Raw genomic sequence first — 15,071 nt, forward strand, 5'->3', positions numbered from 1 at the left:
GGCAGTCAAACGCGGGCAACCCTGCAGTCAGATTGACTGCAGAGATCAATAAAATAGAAGTGGATCAATAATTTATGGTTTGAGGCTTTGAGTTTTTTTTGAGCGCTGTTTTGCCCTCTTTAGGTGTACATCTTTTAGCGGATTTCTTCGATTCAACTGCACTTTATGATCCTGCTCCAGCTGAAAAAGCTCTGACACGCGCGGCTATTGCAGCCAAAGCGCATGTCCTTGACGTCGAAACTCATGATTTCGGACAACGTGCAGGGTTTACCGGGGTGGCTTTGTTGGCTGAGTCCCATATCTCGATCCACACTTGGCCCGAGCATGGTTATGCCGCCATTGATATCTTCATGTGCGGCGACGCCGAGCCGCAGCGCAGCCTGGATGTACTGAAATCCTATTTCCGCCCGCAGCGCATTGAGGTGCAATCCATCAAACGGGGCCTGATCGGACAAAACGTGCCGCGGCTAGCTATCGCCGGCAGTTGAAGGGCGAATGAGAGAGCTGCGCAGATGCCCGGTCACGATATCTCTAATCCTGTGCGCGATTTGCGTCTACGTGCTGTTCGGTCCGGTGCGTTATTCGGGGCCTGTGCAAAGCTTGCCCGACCATCTGTTGTTCGTGATCCGGCATGGCGATCTGAGCCATCTGACACTCAACTGTGTGATGATTTTCATCGGCGGCTGTCTGACCGAACCTCGCTTGGGCAGTACCGGGACCGCAGGCCTTGTGATCCTGAGCGTCGTTGCCGGCACAGTGGCAGAGTTCGTTCTGGTCGGGCCGGGGTTCGTAGGGTTATCAAGCGTTTCCTATGCCCTTGTTGCCTTTGGTCTTGTAGCAGCGGGACCGCCAAGCCAACGTGTTTGGGCGCTTGCGCTGATATGCATTCTGCTCGTCGCCGAGTTTTTGTACCTGCGGTCTCAGATCGCGGTTTTCACCCACATTACATCCGCGTTGGTCGGGGGAGGTCTTGCCTTGTTTAATGCGTTGTTCGGCTCGAAGGGGCCGACCCTCACGCCTATGGAATGGCGGCATGTATCGCCTGCCATTCAGATCATCGCCCAGACCGATGAAGATGACGCGGCCGAGGCTGAAGACAAATTTGTTAACGAGGGCACCCAAAACATGTTTGTCCTGCAAGATCGGGGCAACGTGCTCGGTCTGATCGGCTACAGTATTGACGAAGATGTACCTGATGTTGCGTGGCTGTCCTGGACCTACCTGGATCAGGCCCAAACCGGCAAAGGGTTGGGCGGGCAGATGTTGAACGACATGCTGGGTAAGCTTGCGCAGCTACAGATCCGCAAGATTTTCATCGAAACCAGTGACTACGAAGAGTTCGGCAAGAAAATCTATGCCGCCGCGCATAAGCTGTATGAAGAATTCGGGGCAGCGGTCGAGTTGACCGTTCCTGGGTATCACAGCCCGCGAGAGGCGAAAATCATCTATGGATTGGATAATCCGGATGCGCCCGAACTACCGCCCGCCCATCCTGCCTCAACCACAGGTCTGTCTGTCGTTGACCTGCAAAAGGCCGCGGAAACCAACGATGTAGCGGGACTACGCTGGAGCGAATCCGGTACCGGTTTGAACGGGCTGGATCAGCAGCTTTCGCTGGCTCGCACGCAGAAATATCGCATGGCCATTCTTACTGTCCCCTCTGATCTGTCCGACGCACATGCAGCCGAATTACAGGGGCAGGGGATGAAGAAATGCGGTGCGCTCAAAGAATTCTACGGCAAGGACCTGCACCAGGATTGGTGGTCCTATGACCTTGATGAAACCTGAAAACACAGTCTTAACTCGATAGGAGAAATTATGTTTGGAAATCTAAAAACAATCGTCATTTTGGGCGTTGTGGGCTTCATAGGGTATTCGGTGTTCCTGGCCCCGAAGTCCGAACAGACCGCCGATCTTGGGCAGGTTCTGGACCGGACCGAATTTGCGATCAACGAGTATCAGGAATATCTGACAGCTAACAGCATCGCCGAAGCCTCGGACGATCAAGTGGAAGAGTTCACGGAGTATCTCACCCAGATCATGAACTCGGAACCGCGCTTTTATGACGAGCCGCTGGGTCTTGAAATTCTATCCGACGCCAAGTTCTCGGGTTATGCAGACGCTAATGCAAACGGCGCACGAGACTCGGATGAAGGTGAGATTTTGCCATCGAGATTGACGAGGCCAACAGACGCCTGATCGCCACTGACACTACTGGTGAGTCCGCTGGCCTGCGTTTCTCGGGCGCCGGCTTCCTGGCCGGTGCGCTGATTGGCAACCTGCTCAGCCGACAGCGTTCGGCCGGTATCAGCGCCTCAAGCTTCAACAACCGGAACGTGACGCCGCGCGCCAGCTATTCAGCTCCGCGCAGCGCTCGCGCTGGTGGTCTGCGCGCCGGTAAATAAGGCACCGCGTCCGCAACATACTCCACTCAGGCCCGGCGCTAATCGCGTCGGGCTTTCCAGTTATTCGGAATTCAATATGACCGACACTCTGACACCGCGTTACACAGAGCTGCCACGCCGGCAGGCGATGGTTCTGCTTGGCGCGATCCTTGTTGTTGCCCTGTGCGGCATTGTCTACGAACTGATCATTGGAACGGTGTCCAGCTACCTGCTGGGCAACTCGGTCTATCAGTTTTCACTGACCATCGGGTTTTTCATGTTTGCTATGGGGGTCGGGTCATATGTCTCACGCTTTTTCCACGGCAACCTGATCCAAACGTTTATCTGGGTTGAACTGATTCTGGCCTTGGTCGGCGGCCTGTGCAGCGTGTCATTGTTCATGCTCTTTCCCTATGCGCCGTGGTTCTACACGGTGGGAATGTTTACCTTTATCTCGACCATCGGGTTTCTCGTCGGTTTGGAAATTCCGCTTTTGATGCGGGTCTTGTCCGAAAGCAGTACCGCGCGGGAATCCATCGCCGACGTGCTATCACTTGACTATATCGGAGCACTTTTCGGATCTGTTTTGTTTCCAATCCTGTTGCTTCCATCGCTTGGACTGATTTCATCCTCATTCGCCATTGGCCTGACCAATGCCATGGTCGCTTTGCTGAGCGTCCTTTGCCTACGCGACCAGCTGGATTCACCCAAACGGATGCTGGTCAGCGCAATCGCGACCATCGTTTTGCTGTTCGCGCTGACTTTGCTGGCCGGGCGCATCACTGCGTTTGCGCAGGACCATCTGTATTTTGACCGTATCGTCTGGCGTAAGCAGTCGCAGTATCAGTCACTGGTCGTCACCAACACCTGGCAGAAAAATGACGTGCGCCTTTACATCGACGGCCACCTGCAGTTCGCCGAAGCGGATGAGTATCGCTATCACGAGGCGCTGGTCCATCCAGTTCTGTCATGGGGGGAAAACGCCCCCAAGTCCGTATTGGTTCTGGGCGGAGGCGACGGGCTGGCCGTGCGAGAGATCCTGAAACACCCCAGCGTATCGCGCATCGACCTTGTTGATCTCGATCCGGCGATGACCGACCTGGGGCGCAATCTGGCCCCCATCGCGCGCCTGAACGAAAACAGCATGGAGGCCTCGATTCTGAACGTCTACAACACCGATGCATTCAACTATGTCAAATCCACCGATCAAACCTATGATCGGATCATTATAGATTTTCCCGACCCCCATAACGAAGCGCTGTCAAAGCTCTATTCGATCGAGTTCTATGCCATGGTGAACAGCATTTTGAGCGACGATGGTGCTTTGGTCACTCAAAGCAGCTCTCCCTTCTTTTTACCGCATACCTATTGGACGATTTCCGAGACCCTTTCCGAGATTTTCCCGCAGGTGGTGAACTATCAGGTTTCGATCCCGTCATTCGGAGTTTGGGGTTACAACCTTGTGGCCAATGATCCGACGGCGACACTGGGCGAGGTTCCAGAGAGTGCGCGCTTTCTGACATCCGGTGTCTTTGAGGCCGCCCAAGTGTTTTCCGAGGACCTTCTTCCCAAGCGAGAACTGGCGATTAATTCCATCTTTGACCCAGGAATCTATCACGAATACTCGCGTGACGTTTCTGGCTATTGAGCTAGGTTTGCGACCGATCGATTTCCGTCTAGCTGTATGGTTCGCCGTGGCTGAAACAGGCGGCGAGCATGCCTGATCTATTCTGGTTGAGCGACGTACAGTTGGCACGCCTTGCGCCCTTTTTTCCAAAGCCTCATGGGAAGCCCCGTGTTGACGACAGGCATGTGTTGAGTGGTATTATTTCATTAACCGCAACGGGTTAAATTGACGAGATGCGCCCAAAGACTTTGGTCCGCGCAAGATCCTCTTTAACCGTTGGAAGCTGTGGAGCGATTAAGGCATCTTTGCCTAGATGCTGGTCGGCCCGGCAGCGAATGGCGACACGCTACGAAAGATGCCAAAAGCCTTTCTCTTCGCAATCGCTTTTGCTGCACTCGTTATTTACGGGTTAGATATCCTGAAACTAACAGTTGCGTGAGATCTCGCGTCTGGGTCTAAGAAAACTTTGCTCTCTTAGCTGTCTCAATTCAATACTGAAACACGTGGCTTTTTGGCGGAGAGTTTATTGCGATTTAGTGTAGGCATTGCTGTGTCAATTCTGGTGGCTGTGTCTATCGGAGTGTCGACGTTTATTGTTCATTCCCTGTGGTGGACAACAGCGCGCGACAATAGCCGCATGCTTGCAGCAGAAATAAACGGCCAGATCGCAAACACTGTCCGTATCGAGGTGGGCGTGACACTCAGGTCGGCCGAAGCCGCCTGGGCGGCCGTTCGTACGATCTTTGTTCAGAACGTCATCGCGACGCGACAGGCCGACAAGCGGGAGTTTGTTTTCCTGTCACAATTGCAGGCGCAGCCGAATATCTCATGGATGTTCTTCGGCTGGCCTGATGGAAATTTTTTCGCGTCACATCGCCTGGGTGACGGTGGGCTTGAGATGATTGAAATCGATGAGGGAATCCGCGACCGAATGCTGCGGAAAGACCGCTACATCTTCATTCCTGGTGACATACAGTTCGAAGAGCGGACCTTTACCGAAACATCTTATGATCCGCGCGAACATGCCTGGTTTAAAAACTTCATAGGCCTCAATTCCTCTGGGTGGATCGAAGCGCGCGACCTTCCGGATAGTGACAGAACCGTTTACGCCTTTGCCGGTCCGATAGACGTCAATAGAGCGCGACAAGGCGTTCTGGCAGTTGCGATCGAAACGGATCGTTTGTCACGGTTTCTTGCCACGCTTGCGCCCGGCGAATTTGGCGCGGCGTTTATCTTGAACGCCGATGGAAAGGTTATCGCGGTCCCCGATGCCGAAGCGGATGAGGTCACTCCGGCGCGCATGGGCGAGGGCAAGCTTTATGAAGTCGCCATGATCTCGGGCGAAAGGCTGTTGGCTGACCCACAAGCAAATGCCTCTGGTACATTGACGAAACGTGTCGTCATTGACGGCGTGCCTTATGCGGTGGCGCTGACGCCCCTGGGGTTTTACGGCTGGCGCGTTGCCACAGTCATACCTGAAGCGGCCTTTCTTTCGGGCATCGACGAGACGCTGATCAATCTGATTTACGTTTTGATCATTGTGGTGGTTGTTGCAACCGGATTAGCGATCTGGCTGATCCGCAAAGTTGTGGCAAATCCGCTGGCACGCATTGCCGAAGACCTCGGTAAAATTGAGCGCTTTGACGTCGAGCAGATTGAGCGCAGACCGTCCAAACTGTCTGAGCTTTCCAATCTTTCTGCGGCCACCGCCAGCATGGCGGCTGGTTTGTCAGCATTCCGAAAATACGTACCCACAGATCTCGTGCGCATGCTGCTTGCTGAGGGTATCAAGATACAGCCCGGCGGAGAGATGAAGCAGATCTCTGTTTTATTCTGCGACGTCACGGGTTTCACCGGGCTGTCCGAGAAACTTGGCCCCAAGATTACCCAACTGATGGAGCCCTTCTTTAGCGCGGCCTCCACGGCTATCGCTAAAAATGGTGGGACGATCGACAAATTCATGGGTGATGCTGTGATGGCGTTTTGGGGGGCGCCGCGCAAGGATGTGAACCACGCTGAAAACGCCTGCCGCGCAGCATTGGACCTTGTCGCTGCAGTGGACGCGTCTGGAATTGAAGATGATGACGGCAATCCCTTGCGTGTCAGGATCGGGCTGAACAGCGGCGAGGCTCTGGTCGGAAATATCGGATCAGAGCAGCGGTTAAACTACACCGCGATTGGCGATGTTGTGAATGTTGCCAGCCGGTTGGAAGGAGCCAACAAAGATTATGGCACGCTGATCCTCATTGGGCCGGAAACGAGACAACAGGCAGCCGACACAATCGTGGTGCGCGAACTGGACACGCTAACCGTATTTGGGCGCCTTGAAGAGCTTGTGGTCTACGAACTGATAGCGATGGCAGATGGGCGTGGCGGATCATTTGCCTGGATAGAGACCTATGAACAAGGCCTTGCGCACTACCGGGCAGGGCGGTTTGAAGAGGCTCTTGCCGCATTTGAGGTTGCAGACCGAAAACGAAATGGAGATCCCGCCTCAGTCGCAATGATGGCCCGTGCCCAAAGCCTGTTAGACAAGCCTCCACCAGAAGACTGGCGCGCAATTACCAGTACCAAAAAATAGTAGTAGCCACATCCGCCTAAGTTAGGTTCAGGCCCCCTTTTTTGATTTTCGTTTTGTGGTGCGGTTCACGGCGCGCAACCGACCGGTAAATATGTCTGACCTTTTCTGGCAAGCCGACGCCTTGATTAGCCCCATCCGAGTGGTCCAGTTTGAGCGTGAGTGCAGGATTGGCCTTGGGTTCCATAGTAACGATGAACTCCGGGCCGTTGTCCGACCTGATGTAGGCCGGAGTGTGGCGCAAGATGAACAGGTCCATCAATGCACCAATGACTTCTGTCGAGTTCAGCATCCGTATCGCCAGGAACGCTTTCCCGTCATCGGTCCGATGAAGAACGAAGTCATGTGACCAGACATGATTACGATGTTCGGGTCGGAGTCGAACACACGACCCGTCCACAGCGCGGCAGGGCATTGCGAAGCAAAGTCCTCAGAGGATTCAGCGAGAGACGCCCCATCTTTGTTTCATTGGCACTTTGAGGCCCTTACGTCGCCACAGGCGCTCGGCACGCTTGTTGTTGATCTGCTAGCCCGCGTCACTCAGAAGGGCTGCGATAAGGCTTTACCAGTATCGACCAGAATGGCGCATCAGCTTGATCGTGTAGGTAGCCAGCCAGTCTTCGCCGGCACGTCCAACTGGCAACCGTCTCTGCGTGGGCCGATGCTGACCCAAAACACGGCAGATCCGCCGCTCGGACACCCGCATCTTGTTACGAATGTGATCAATGCAAGCCCGGAGACTTGAAGGGCTAAGTAGTTTCCCTGTGCTGCTTCAGACCGGATCAGCTTGCCCAACGTGAGGTGTGACACGGCACGACGCAGCCGATCATTCTCCTGCTCAAGCCGCTCTAGCTCCTTAAGTTGGTCGGTTGCCATACCGCATACTGCTTACACCAGCGATAGAAGGTCTGTCTGTTGTCCGCACTTATCGCATGGTGTCTACGCGCAGCATCTCTTGGCCGTAAAACGCCTCAACCTTCCATAATTTAGTGACAATCACTTCCGGGTTGTATCGTTTGACTATCACATCTGACCCTCGGGTACCTAACTATAGGGGCGGAACAATTTAGTGGGGGAGGATAAGCATTTATTAATCGTATAATCAATCTTATGTTAAATGAGAATCCTTGGAGTTGTCACCTAGTTACAAAATCGACGCCAGAAACCAGCAAGGTTGACCCACACGAATTCATCTACCATCCTATTTGCGTATAGCTTGTTTTATTGTGCGAACCTGCACGTTTGTTTTGGCAAGGTCGATGAAATGACCGATAGTTCACAAAAGACCTACGTGCATGACACTCATCGTCTGCGCGACCCCGCACACACCCTGAGTATTGTGCAACCATTTCTTCGGGAAATGGGTATAACTCGGATCGCGAATCTGACTGGTCTGGATCGGATTGGTTTGCCTACCGTCATGGTTGCTCGTCCCAATTCCCGATCTGTTGCGGTGTCACTTGGTAAGGGACTGTCGTTGCAGGCAGCGCAAGCTTCAGGCGTTATGGAAGCGATCGAATCCTGGCATGCCGAACGTGTGCGACTTCCGCAACGGCTTGCCAGACTTACCGATTTGGCTGATGAAGCGACCGTAGTGGATGTGGAGCGATTGCCTAAGGTCACCGGCGCGAAATTTGATCCCAATAGCAACATGTTATGGGTCGAAGGCCGGGATTTGAAAAGCCAACGGGCCTGCTGGGTTCCGCTTGAGATGGTGGACACTGACTACACCACGGCTCCACTCGCTGGACAACGCGCCTTTCCCAGAACAACAAACGGTTTGGCTTCGGGCAACAATGTCGCCGAAGCGAGTTGTCATGCGATTTGCGAATTGATTGAGCGGGATGCAACGACGCTGTGGTCTCATCAAACCCCGACCGTGCGTATTGATCTCGGCACTGTCGACGACCCAAGATGTCAGGCGGCCATTGAAAAAGTCACCGGCGCAAATCTGGAGATCGGGGTGTGGAACACCACGTCGGATATCGGAATTGCCAGTTTTCGCTGCGTGATCTGTGAGGCCAGCGGGCAGCCTGGTCACATCGGCATCGGCGACGGGTGCCATCCGGATCGAGCAATCGCGTTGCTGCGCGCGGTGACAGAGGCTGCTCAGACCCGGCTAACCTATATCTCGGGCGCGCGCGATGATCTGGATCCGGAAGAATTCACTGACCAGGCGCAAACGGATCGGTGTAGATATGTGCGGGATCTGATCGATCGTGCCACTCCGACAGAGAATTTTCAGGACTGCCCGACGCATTCAACCAAGACATTCGAGGATGACCTGGCTTTGCTGTTGAACAGGTTAGAGGCCGTCGGGATTTCTCAGGTTGTGATCGTGGACTTGTCTCGGCCTGAATATGATCTATCGGTTGTTCGGGCGGTCATACCGGGCTTGGAGGCGCCACATGACGACGCGGATTATGTACCAGGACTAAGAGCGCTGCAGATCAGGCAGGAAACCGCATGACCGTCGTTGTATTTGTGGGCCCTACCCTGCCAGCGCACGAAGTCACCGCACGGTTGAATGCTGCGATCCTACCCCCTGTTCAGCAGGGTGATGTTTATCGCGCAGCCAAGGATCAACCGCACGCCATTGGAATCATAGATGGGTTTTTTGAAGGTGTGCCGTCAGTCTGGCATAAGGAAATCTTGTGGGCGATGGAACAAGGGATACCGGTATTTGGCAGCGCCAGCATGGGCGCCCTGCGAGCAGCGGAACTTGCCGATTTTGGAATGATCGGTGTTGGCGGGATCTTTAAGGACTACCTCAGCGGCGTTTTGCACGATGACGATGAGGTCGCGGTTCTGCACAGCCCGGCAGAACTGGGGTTTCAACCGCTCAGTACACCGATGGTATCGATCCGGGCCACAGTCAAACAGGCGCAGGCCCAAGGGATTTTGCCTTCTGAAAGCGTCGCCACCATCCTAGAGCATGCGAAATCCAGACACTATCGGTACCGCATCTGGCAGAACATCGGCAAAGAGTTAAGCGACTTGCCCGGAATAGCGGCCTTTTTAGATTGGCTACCCGACGGCCAAATTGATGCCAAGGCAGATGACGCTCGGGCGATGCTGGCCCTTATGGCGGATTGCCTGTCGCAAGGCACCCTACCCCCAAGTCCCGTAACACGGACCGAGCCAACATTGGTGTGGAAACAGTTGCGCAACCGCATCGACACCAACGAGGCACAGAACCACGCGGTGATCGACGAGTTGAGGTTAGACCCCGTGCTTTACACCGAATTGCGCAACCGCGCAGTGCTGAGCGTAATGGCACAGGAAGAAGCCGCCGAGCTGGATCGGCAACCTGATCGTGACGCCCTGATCCGGCAGATGACGGGCCACAGGGCCAAGGCTGGATTGTCTCATAAAACGCATTTGATGGAATGGTTGACCGCCAATGATCTGAACCTTGCGGAATACGAGGACATTCTGGCAGATGCCGCCCGGATCGATGCGACGGTCGTCGCGCGTTTGGCCCAATTGGATGTGCCATTGCTGGCTGAACTGAAGCGAACCGGAAAGTATGCCGATCTACGGGAACGGGCGGCCGCCAAGGAAAAAGCTGCGATTGTGAATGGGCACCCCTCGGGCGCAGATCGTCTGCGTATGGTCGTGTGGTATTTTGAAACGCGCCTTGACCAGGACGTGCCGGATAACCTGGACAGCTACGCAACCTCGCTTGGCCTATCCGGGCGCGCGGAACTTGGTGAGTTGATCGAAGCAGAGTATTTGTTTTGCCACAGGAGTGCCTGTGCGGATGTCCCAAAAAGCAAGGTGACCTCCGCCCGGCACGAGGGGTCGATTGATGAACACACATGAGACTGTAAGCGACGAAGAACCCGGCACACGGTTCCTGCTGTATCCGCAATCACCTTTTCTGGAACCGGGCGCGCAACCGGAGCTTGTCGAAATTTCGGCTCCGCAAGGTAGCATCGGGCCGGGGCCGTCCGGTCCGCGCATGTACACTGTAAATCCTGTCGGCAAAACCACACCTTACGGCGCCATTGTTCCCGGGCCAAATGGACCGGGTATGTATCTGCCTCCTTGGGACGGATACATCCAACCGCCCGCGATGCCTGATGAGTTAGGGAACTTCTTTCATATTGCCCCGTCGGACCCCTCATTTGAGGCGGCGCATTTGTTCGGGTCAGCTCACTTTACAATGGATGTTTGGCAAGGGTATTTTGACCGGCCGATCCCATGGCATTTCTCACGCGATTTCAACCGGCTTGAACTGTCCCTGCTACCCAGTCTGGACAACGCACATATTGGTTGGGGGTTTCTGGAAACGGGCGGCACACACGAACATGGAGACGAGTACCGCCCATATAGCCTGAACTTTGACGTTGTCTCCCATGAAATTGGACATGCCATTATCTATAGCGTCATTGGTATGCCGTCAGACGGAGATGCGTCGGGCGAATATTACGGATTTCACGAGTCCGCTGCCGATATGGTCGCCCTTCTTGCGTCGCTGCATTTTGGTTCTGTTGTTGACGCGTTGTTGAAAAACACGCGGGGCAACCTGTACACATTCAATCGCCTGAACCGGTTTGCCGAACTGGGGGAAAACGCTCAGATCCGAATTGCCGCCAACACACGGTCCATGTCAGAGTTTGCGGCCGGATGGACTAGCGAACACGATCTGTCCGAACCATTGACCGGAGCGATGTTCGACATTTTCGTAGATATTTATCACGAACGCCTGCTGCTGCATGGGCTGATCTCACCTGAAGAAGAACACCTGTCCGATCAACTGGAAGACTCTCCGGATTACAGCGAGGTTATGCAGGGTGTGTTCGATGCCCGCTATGCCGAAAACCCGGAAGGTTTCCGGATCGCTTTGCTTGAAGCGCGCGATTTTTTGGGAACCTATCTGGCCGACACATGGGAGCGGCTGGATGCCGATATGCTCAGCTATTTCGGTGTTGAAAAGGCCCTGCTGGCGGTCGATCAGGAAATCACTGGCGGTGCGTTTCGCAACATCATCGAAGGCAACTTCCGCATGCGTGATATTGGTCTGACATCTGCCGGTCCACGTCTTCCCGACCCCGAGGAAGACAGCCACTCGGCCTCGGTTCGTACGCAGGTGCCAGTGTAACTTGTAAAATCCTTTATTTTTAAGCGGTTTTATGGCATGCAATCGGAAGAAGATTATTGGAACGCATTTGCTCGAATATTTTTCGAGTTTATTTTGAGGGGGAGATGAGGGTTCTGGCTTCGTCGATCCCATAATTGGGAGAGAGAGATATGCCTGAATCCTTGCTCAGTTTTTCAGAAGTGTTGATATATGGCCGTGAGCTCGAAGATTTAGAGTACAAACGCATTCCGTCCAAAGGGAAGGGCGCCAACAAGCATCTCGACGATCAATTTGGGGTGGAAAAAGGGGAGAAAGGTCCTCGGTTCGCCAAGATTTATGGCTTTGCCTTTGAGGGCACTTATTACGAAATGCCGGAGCCGGTGATCTTTCTGGTTCATGGTAAAGGTGAGCTGGTCGCTGATCCCGATAAGCCTGCAGACGACGCATCCCGAGCGCCGCAAGACCCGAGTATCGGGGGCGTCGCAGCGGCCGACTATCAGGTCGCCGATGGCATCCGCGTCTGGCGGTATGACAAATCTGACCAGACCATGCGTATGGACGTGATGACCGGCCAGTTCGAACAAGTCCTTCTGGACATCTATTTCGGCTTTGATAGCCCGGCTATCAGCGGTGCCAAAGTCAGCGGCGCGAAAGTAAGTGGGGCCAAGGTCAGCGGTGCCAAAGTCAGTGGTGCGAAGGTGAGCGGCGCCAAGGTCAGCGGCGCAAAGGTACGCGGCGGCGACTAAATCCAGTTTTTGAAAGTAAGCTCAGGGGCACCGGAACGCGGTGCCCCTTTGCATTTTAGAACCCCGCCTTTTTCAGACCTTCCACAAAGTGCTGCGTGTCTTCCTCTAGCCGATCCGGTTGAACGGTTGTCCACCGGGCCAGCGAAAAGTTCGGATGCGCCTCGCGATGTTTTTCCCGGATCAGACGGGCCATGTCCGTTTGACCAAGCTGCGCATAGCTCGCAGCCAGCATACGCTGCCCTTCAGTCGGGTTGTTCATCTTGTTGACCGTCTCAATGACGTCCTCATAGCGTCTGAGATTGTAATACGCGCCGCCCAGATGCCAAAGGTATTGATCCGGGAAATAGGGATTTAGGCGCATTGCCTGCTGAAGATGCGTTATGGCCGTCTCGTTGTCGCCTGAATGGGCCAAAGCATCGGCAAAGTCAGAATGCATATCTGCGTCATTTGGGTTTAACGCCAGCGCACGCTGATAGGATTGGATGGCTGCGTCATGCTCTTTGCGGTATAGGTGTACATAGCCCAATTCGCCGAAACCACGCGCGTCGGTCGGGTCCAGCTCAATCGCGCGCTGCGCCAACATCAGCGCCTTTTCCAGGGATTGTGATGGCTCTTCGGCCCAGGAATAACGCCAATCGATATTTAGAGTTCGCGACAGCGCTGCTGCAGCACGGGCATATCCTTCGTCCCGTTCAAGGGCTGATTGATAGAAATTCTGTGCCTTGCGGTTGTCGTTTCGGGTATATTTGAAGATGTGGTGCTGACCTTGAAGGACCGAACCATAGGCCTCAAGATCGTTTGGAATCGCCTGAATCATGCGCTGTTTTTCATGCGACTCGATCATCACCGCAGTGGCCGCCACAATGCATTCCGTGACCTCATCAAGAATGTCGAAAATATCGTCAATCTTGCGATCGAACCGTTCGCCCCAGATCGTGCGCTCGGTGTTGGCATCAATCAACTCGGCGGAAATCCTGATCCGACTGGCTGAGCGACGTACACTGCCGCGCGCGACATAACGGACATTCAGTTTTTGCGCGGCCTCTTTCGGAGGCATCGATTGTGTCCTGAAGAAAAACGACGAGTTTCGGGCGATGATAAAAAGGTTCCGGAACTTGGACAGATTCATGATGATGTCGTCCGTCAGACCTTCGGCGATCCAGCTGTCGGACTCATCGCCGCCAGAGCTACTGAAGGGCAGAACGGCCACCGACGGCGTATCCGGCCGTTCGAATATGTCCCCTTTCAAATCCGGGCGCATCGTGCCAGCCATTGTTGCGCCGGCCACTTCGCTGCGGACGCAGTAGGTCGAGACAGGATTCATGATGTTCTTGAGCTGTTTTGGCCCCAGAAACTCGTACCCATATCGCAGGCGATTGCAGACCTGATCATACACGGCAGAGCTGACATAGACCCGCTCAGGCTCGGCTATCTCTTGCAACCGGGCCGCGATATTGACGTTGTCGCCGTGAATGCCACGTTCGTCTATCAGTATCTCACCAAGGTGAATCCCGGCCCGGAACTTGATTCGCTGATCCTGCGCGCGGGTTTTGTTCTGATCGCTTGCGATTTGATGCAATTCGACCCCGAATTCTACTGCGCTGGTGGCAGTTTCGAACAGGGCCAAAATCCCGTCCCCACGTACCTCAACCACTCGGCCGTTGTACTTTGCGCACGATGCCTCAAGCAAAGAAATCAATGCTTTCAATTCATTATAGGTATCCAGCTCATTCTCGCTCATGAGCCGGGAGTATCCTACGACATCAGCGAACAATACTGCGCCAAGCCGTTGAGTAATTGGAATGTCAGAAATTGTCGTACTCACAAGTGTTACTCTTTTTTCGGATTCGTAGCGGACCCGTAACCAACATATATCAAAAAACGTTTTTGACGACCGAAGCAGTTTTGATCGGAACTGATCACACCTCTGCGATCCGAGGTGGCCATGACCAGTCGGCGCAATCATTCGGCCCCAAAGTCACGATCGTATTCGCATCCAGTTCCTGTGCCAAAACGTTTCGGCGAACCATCCACTCGGATTTCAGAATGCCCACAACAACCATATCTTGAAACTCACCTTCAGCGAACCACGCTTGACGCATTGTCCCCTCAATCTGGAATCCTATCTTCGCAACAAGATCACGGCTGTGATGATTGTCCTCACGATAATAAGACGTTATGCGGTTCAGCCCCAACTGTCGAAATGCCAGATCCAGCACCAAAGCAGATGCCCGGAGCCCGACGCCGGATCTGCGCATTGCCTTGTTGACGAAAACTGCAACCACTGCATCGCGATTGATGTTCGAGATAGACTCGAGTCCGGCCAACCCAACGGCCTCACCTGCGGAGGACTCGACGATAAACCAACATTTGCGGCTGGCATCGGAAGACGTAAATGAATCTCTCCAAAATTCTTCGGCATGCGATGTATTGAGGGGCACGCGCGTTGTACGATCGAAACGCGCAAGGTCTTCAACGTCCTGAAACCAACTCAGAACGGAATCCAGATCTGCCCTTTCCATCGGACGCAACCTGAACGTGTTTTGTGAATTGTTGCTCACGATAAATAGTACCTTTGAAAGAAATCAGTAAAATCTGCTCGGACACTAGCACAAAAAATTCAAAATTACGAAATGAGATTACAGTATCT

11 protein-coding genes and 2 pseudogenes are annotated in these 15,071 nt (G+C 54.0%); 10 read left to right on the forward strand and 3 right to left on the reverse strand.

Annotation, left to right across the window (positions count from 1 at the left end; all coding sequences use genetic code 11):
• The first annotated feature begins 98 nt into the window (after nucleotides 1-98).
• The 6 genes and pseudogenes from speD (at nucleotide 99) to AC2FJE_RS10885 (ending at nucleotide 6,592) form a co-directional block, all read left to right on the forward strand.
• Entirely contained in the window at nucleotides 99-488 is a 390-nt protein-coding gene (gene speD / locus AC2FJE_RS10860; protein ID WP_496756059.1) for an adenosylmethionine decarboxylase, read from the forward strand.
• A gap of 7 nt (nucleotides 489-495) precedes the next feature.
• A complete protein-coding gene (locus AC2FJE_RS10865; protein ID WP_496760936.1) occupies nucleotides 496-1,788 on the forward strand; it encodes a GNAT family N-acetyltransferase in 1,293 nt (430 codons plus the stop codon).
• Nucleotides 1,789-1,818: 30 nt separating this feature from the next.
• The gene (locus AC2FJE_RS10870; protein ID WP_496697760.1) at nucleotides 1,819-2,199 is read left to right on the forward strand and encodes a hypothetical protein; all 381 of its coding nucleotides are present in this window, start codon (nucleotides 1,819-1,821) and stop codon (nucleotides 2,197-2,199) included.
• A gap of 282 nt (nucleotides 2,200-2,481) precedes the next feature.
• Entirely contained in the window at nucleotides 2,482-4,032 is a 1,551-nt protein-coding gene (locus AC2FJE_RS10875; RefSeq protein ID WP_496760937.1) for a polyamine aminopropyltransferase, read from the forward strand.
• Between the two features lie 68 nt (nucleotides 4,033-4,100).
• A pseudogene (locus AC2FJE_RS10880) lies at nucleotides 4,101-4,306 on the forward strand (transposase); the annotation flags it as partial.
• Between the two features lie 231 nt (nucleotides 4,307-4,537).
• Nucleotides 4,538-6,592, forward strand: coding sequence for an adenylate/guanylate cyclase domain-containing protein (locus AC2FJE_RS10885; protein WP_496760938.1), 2,055 nt, complete (start codon nucleotides 4,538-4,540; stop codon nucleotides 6,590-6,592).
• Between the two features lie 190 nt (nucleotides 6,593-6,782).
• Here the strand turns inward: AC2FJE_RS10885 and AC2FJE_RS10890 are convergent.
• Nucleotides 6,783-7,616 (reverse strand): annotated as a pseudogene (locus tag AC2FJE_RS10890) (transposase family protein); the annotation flags it as partial.
• Nucleotides 7,617-7,853: 237 nt separating this feature from the next.
• Between AC2FJE_RS10890 and AC2FJE_RS10895 the strand changes: the two are divergent.
• From AC2FJE_RS10895 to AC2FJE_RS10910, 4 genes are all read left to right on the forward strand, one after another.
• Nucleotides 7,854-9,059, forward strand: coding sequence for a YcaO-like family protein (locus AC2FJE_RS10895; RefSeq protein WP_496756050.1), 1,206 nt, complete (start codon nucleotides 7,854-7,856; stop codon nucleotides 9,057-9,059).
• The gene (locus tag AC2FJE_RS10900; RefSeq protein ID WP_496756048.1) at nucleotides 9,056-10,414 is read left to right on the forward strand and encodes a TfuA-like protein; all 1,359 of its coding nucleotides are present in this window, start codon (nucleotides 9,056-9,058) and stop codon (nucleotides 10,412-10,414) included. The genes AC2FJE_RS10895 and AC2FJE_RS10900 overlap by 4 nt, the downstream gene beginning before the upstream one ends.
• Complete coding sequence (locus AC2FJE_RS10905) at nucleotides 10,401-11,696, forward strand: gluzincin family metallopeptidase (protein ID WP_496697769.1); 1,296 nt, start codon at nucleotides 10,401-10,403, stop codon at nucleotides 11,694-11,696. The genes AC2FJE_RS10900 and AC2FJE_RS10905 overlap by 14 nt, the downstream gene beginning before the upstream one ends.
• Nucleotides 11,697-11,845: 149 nt before the next feature.
• Entirely contained in the window at nucleotides 11,846-12,421 is a 576-nt protein-coding gene (locus AC2FJE_RS10910) for a pentapeptide repeat-containing protein (protein WP_282169484.1), read from the forward strand.
• A gap of 55 nt (nucleotides 12,422-12,476) precedes the next feature.
• On the opposite strand, the gene AC2FJE_RS10915 is transcribed toward AC2FJE_RS10910, so the two are convergent.
• Nucleotides 12,477-14,246, reverse strand: coding sequence for a tetratricopeptide repeat protein (locus tag AC2FJE_RS10915; RefSeq protein ID WP_282119444.1), 1,770 nt, complete (start codon nucleotides 14,244-14,246; stop codon nucleotides 12,477-12,479).
• A gap of 94 nt (nucleotides 14,247-14,340) precedes the next feature.
• Entirely contained in the window at nucleotides 14,341-14,943 is a 603-nt protein-coding gene (locus AC2FJE_RS10920; protein WP_282119443.1) for a GNAT family N-acetyltransferase, read from the reverse strand.
• Nucleotides 14,944-15,071: the final 128 nt, after the last annotated feature.

The organism is Ruegeria sp. CDSC002, from assembly GCF_059610905.1.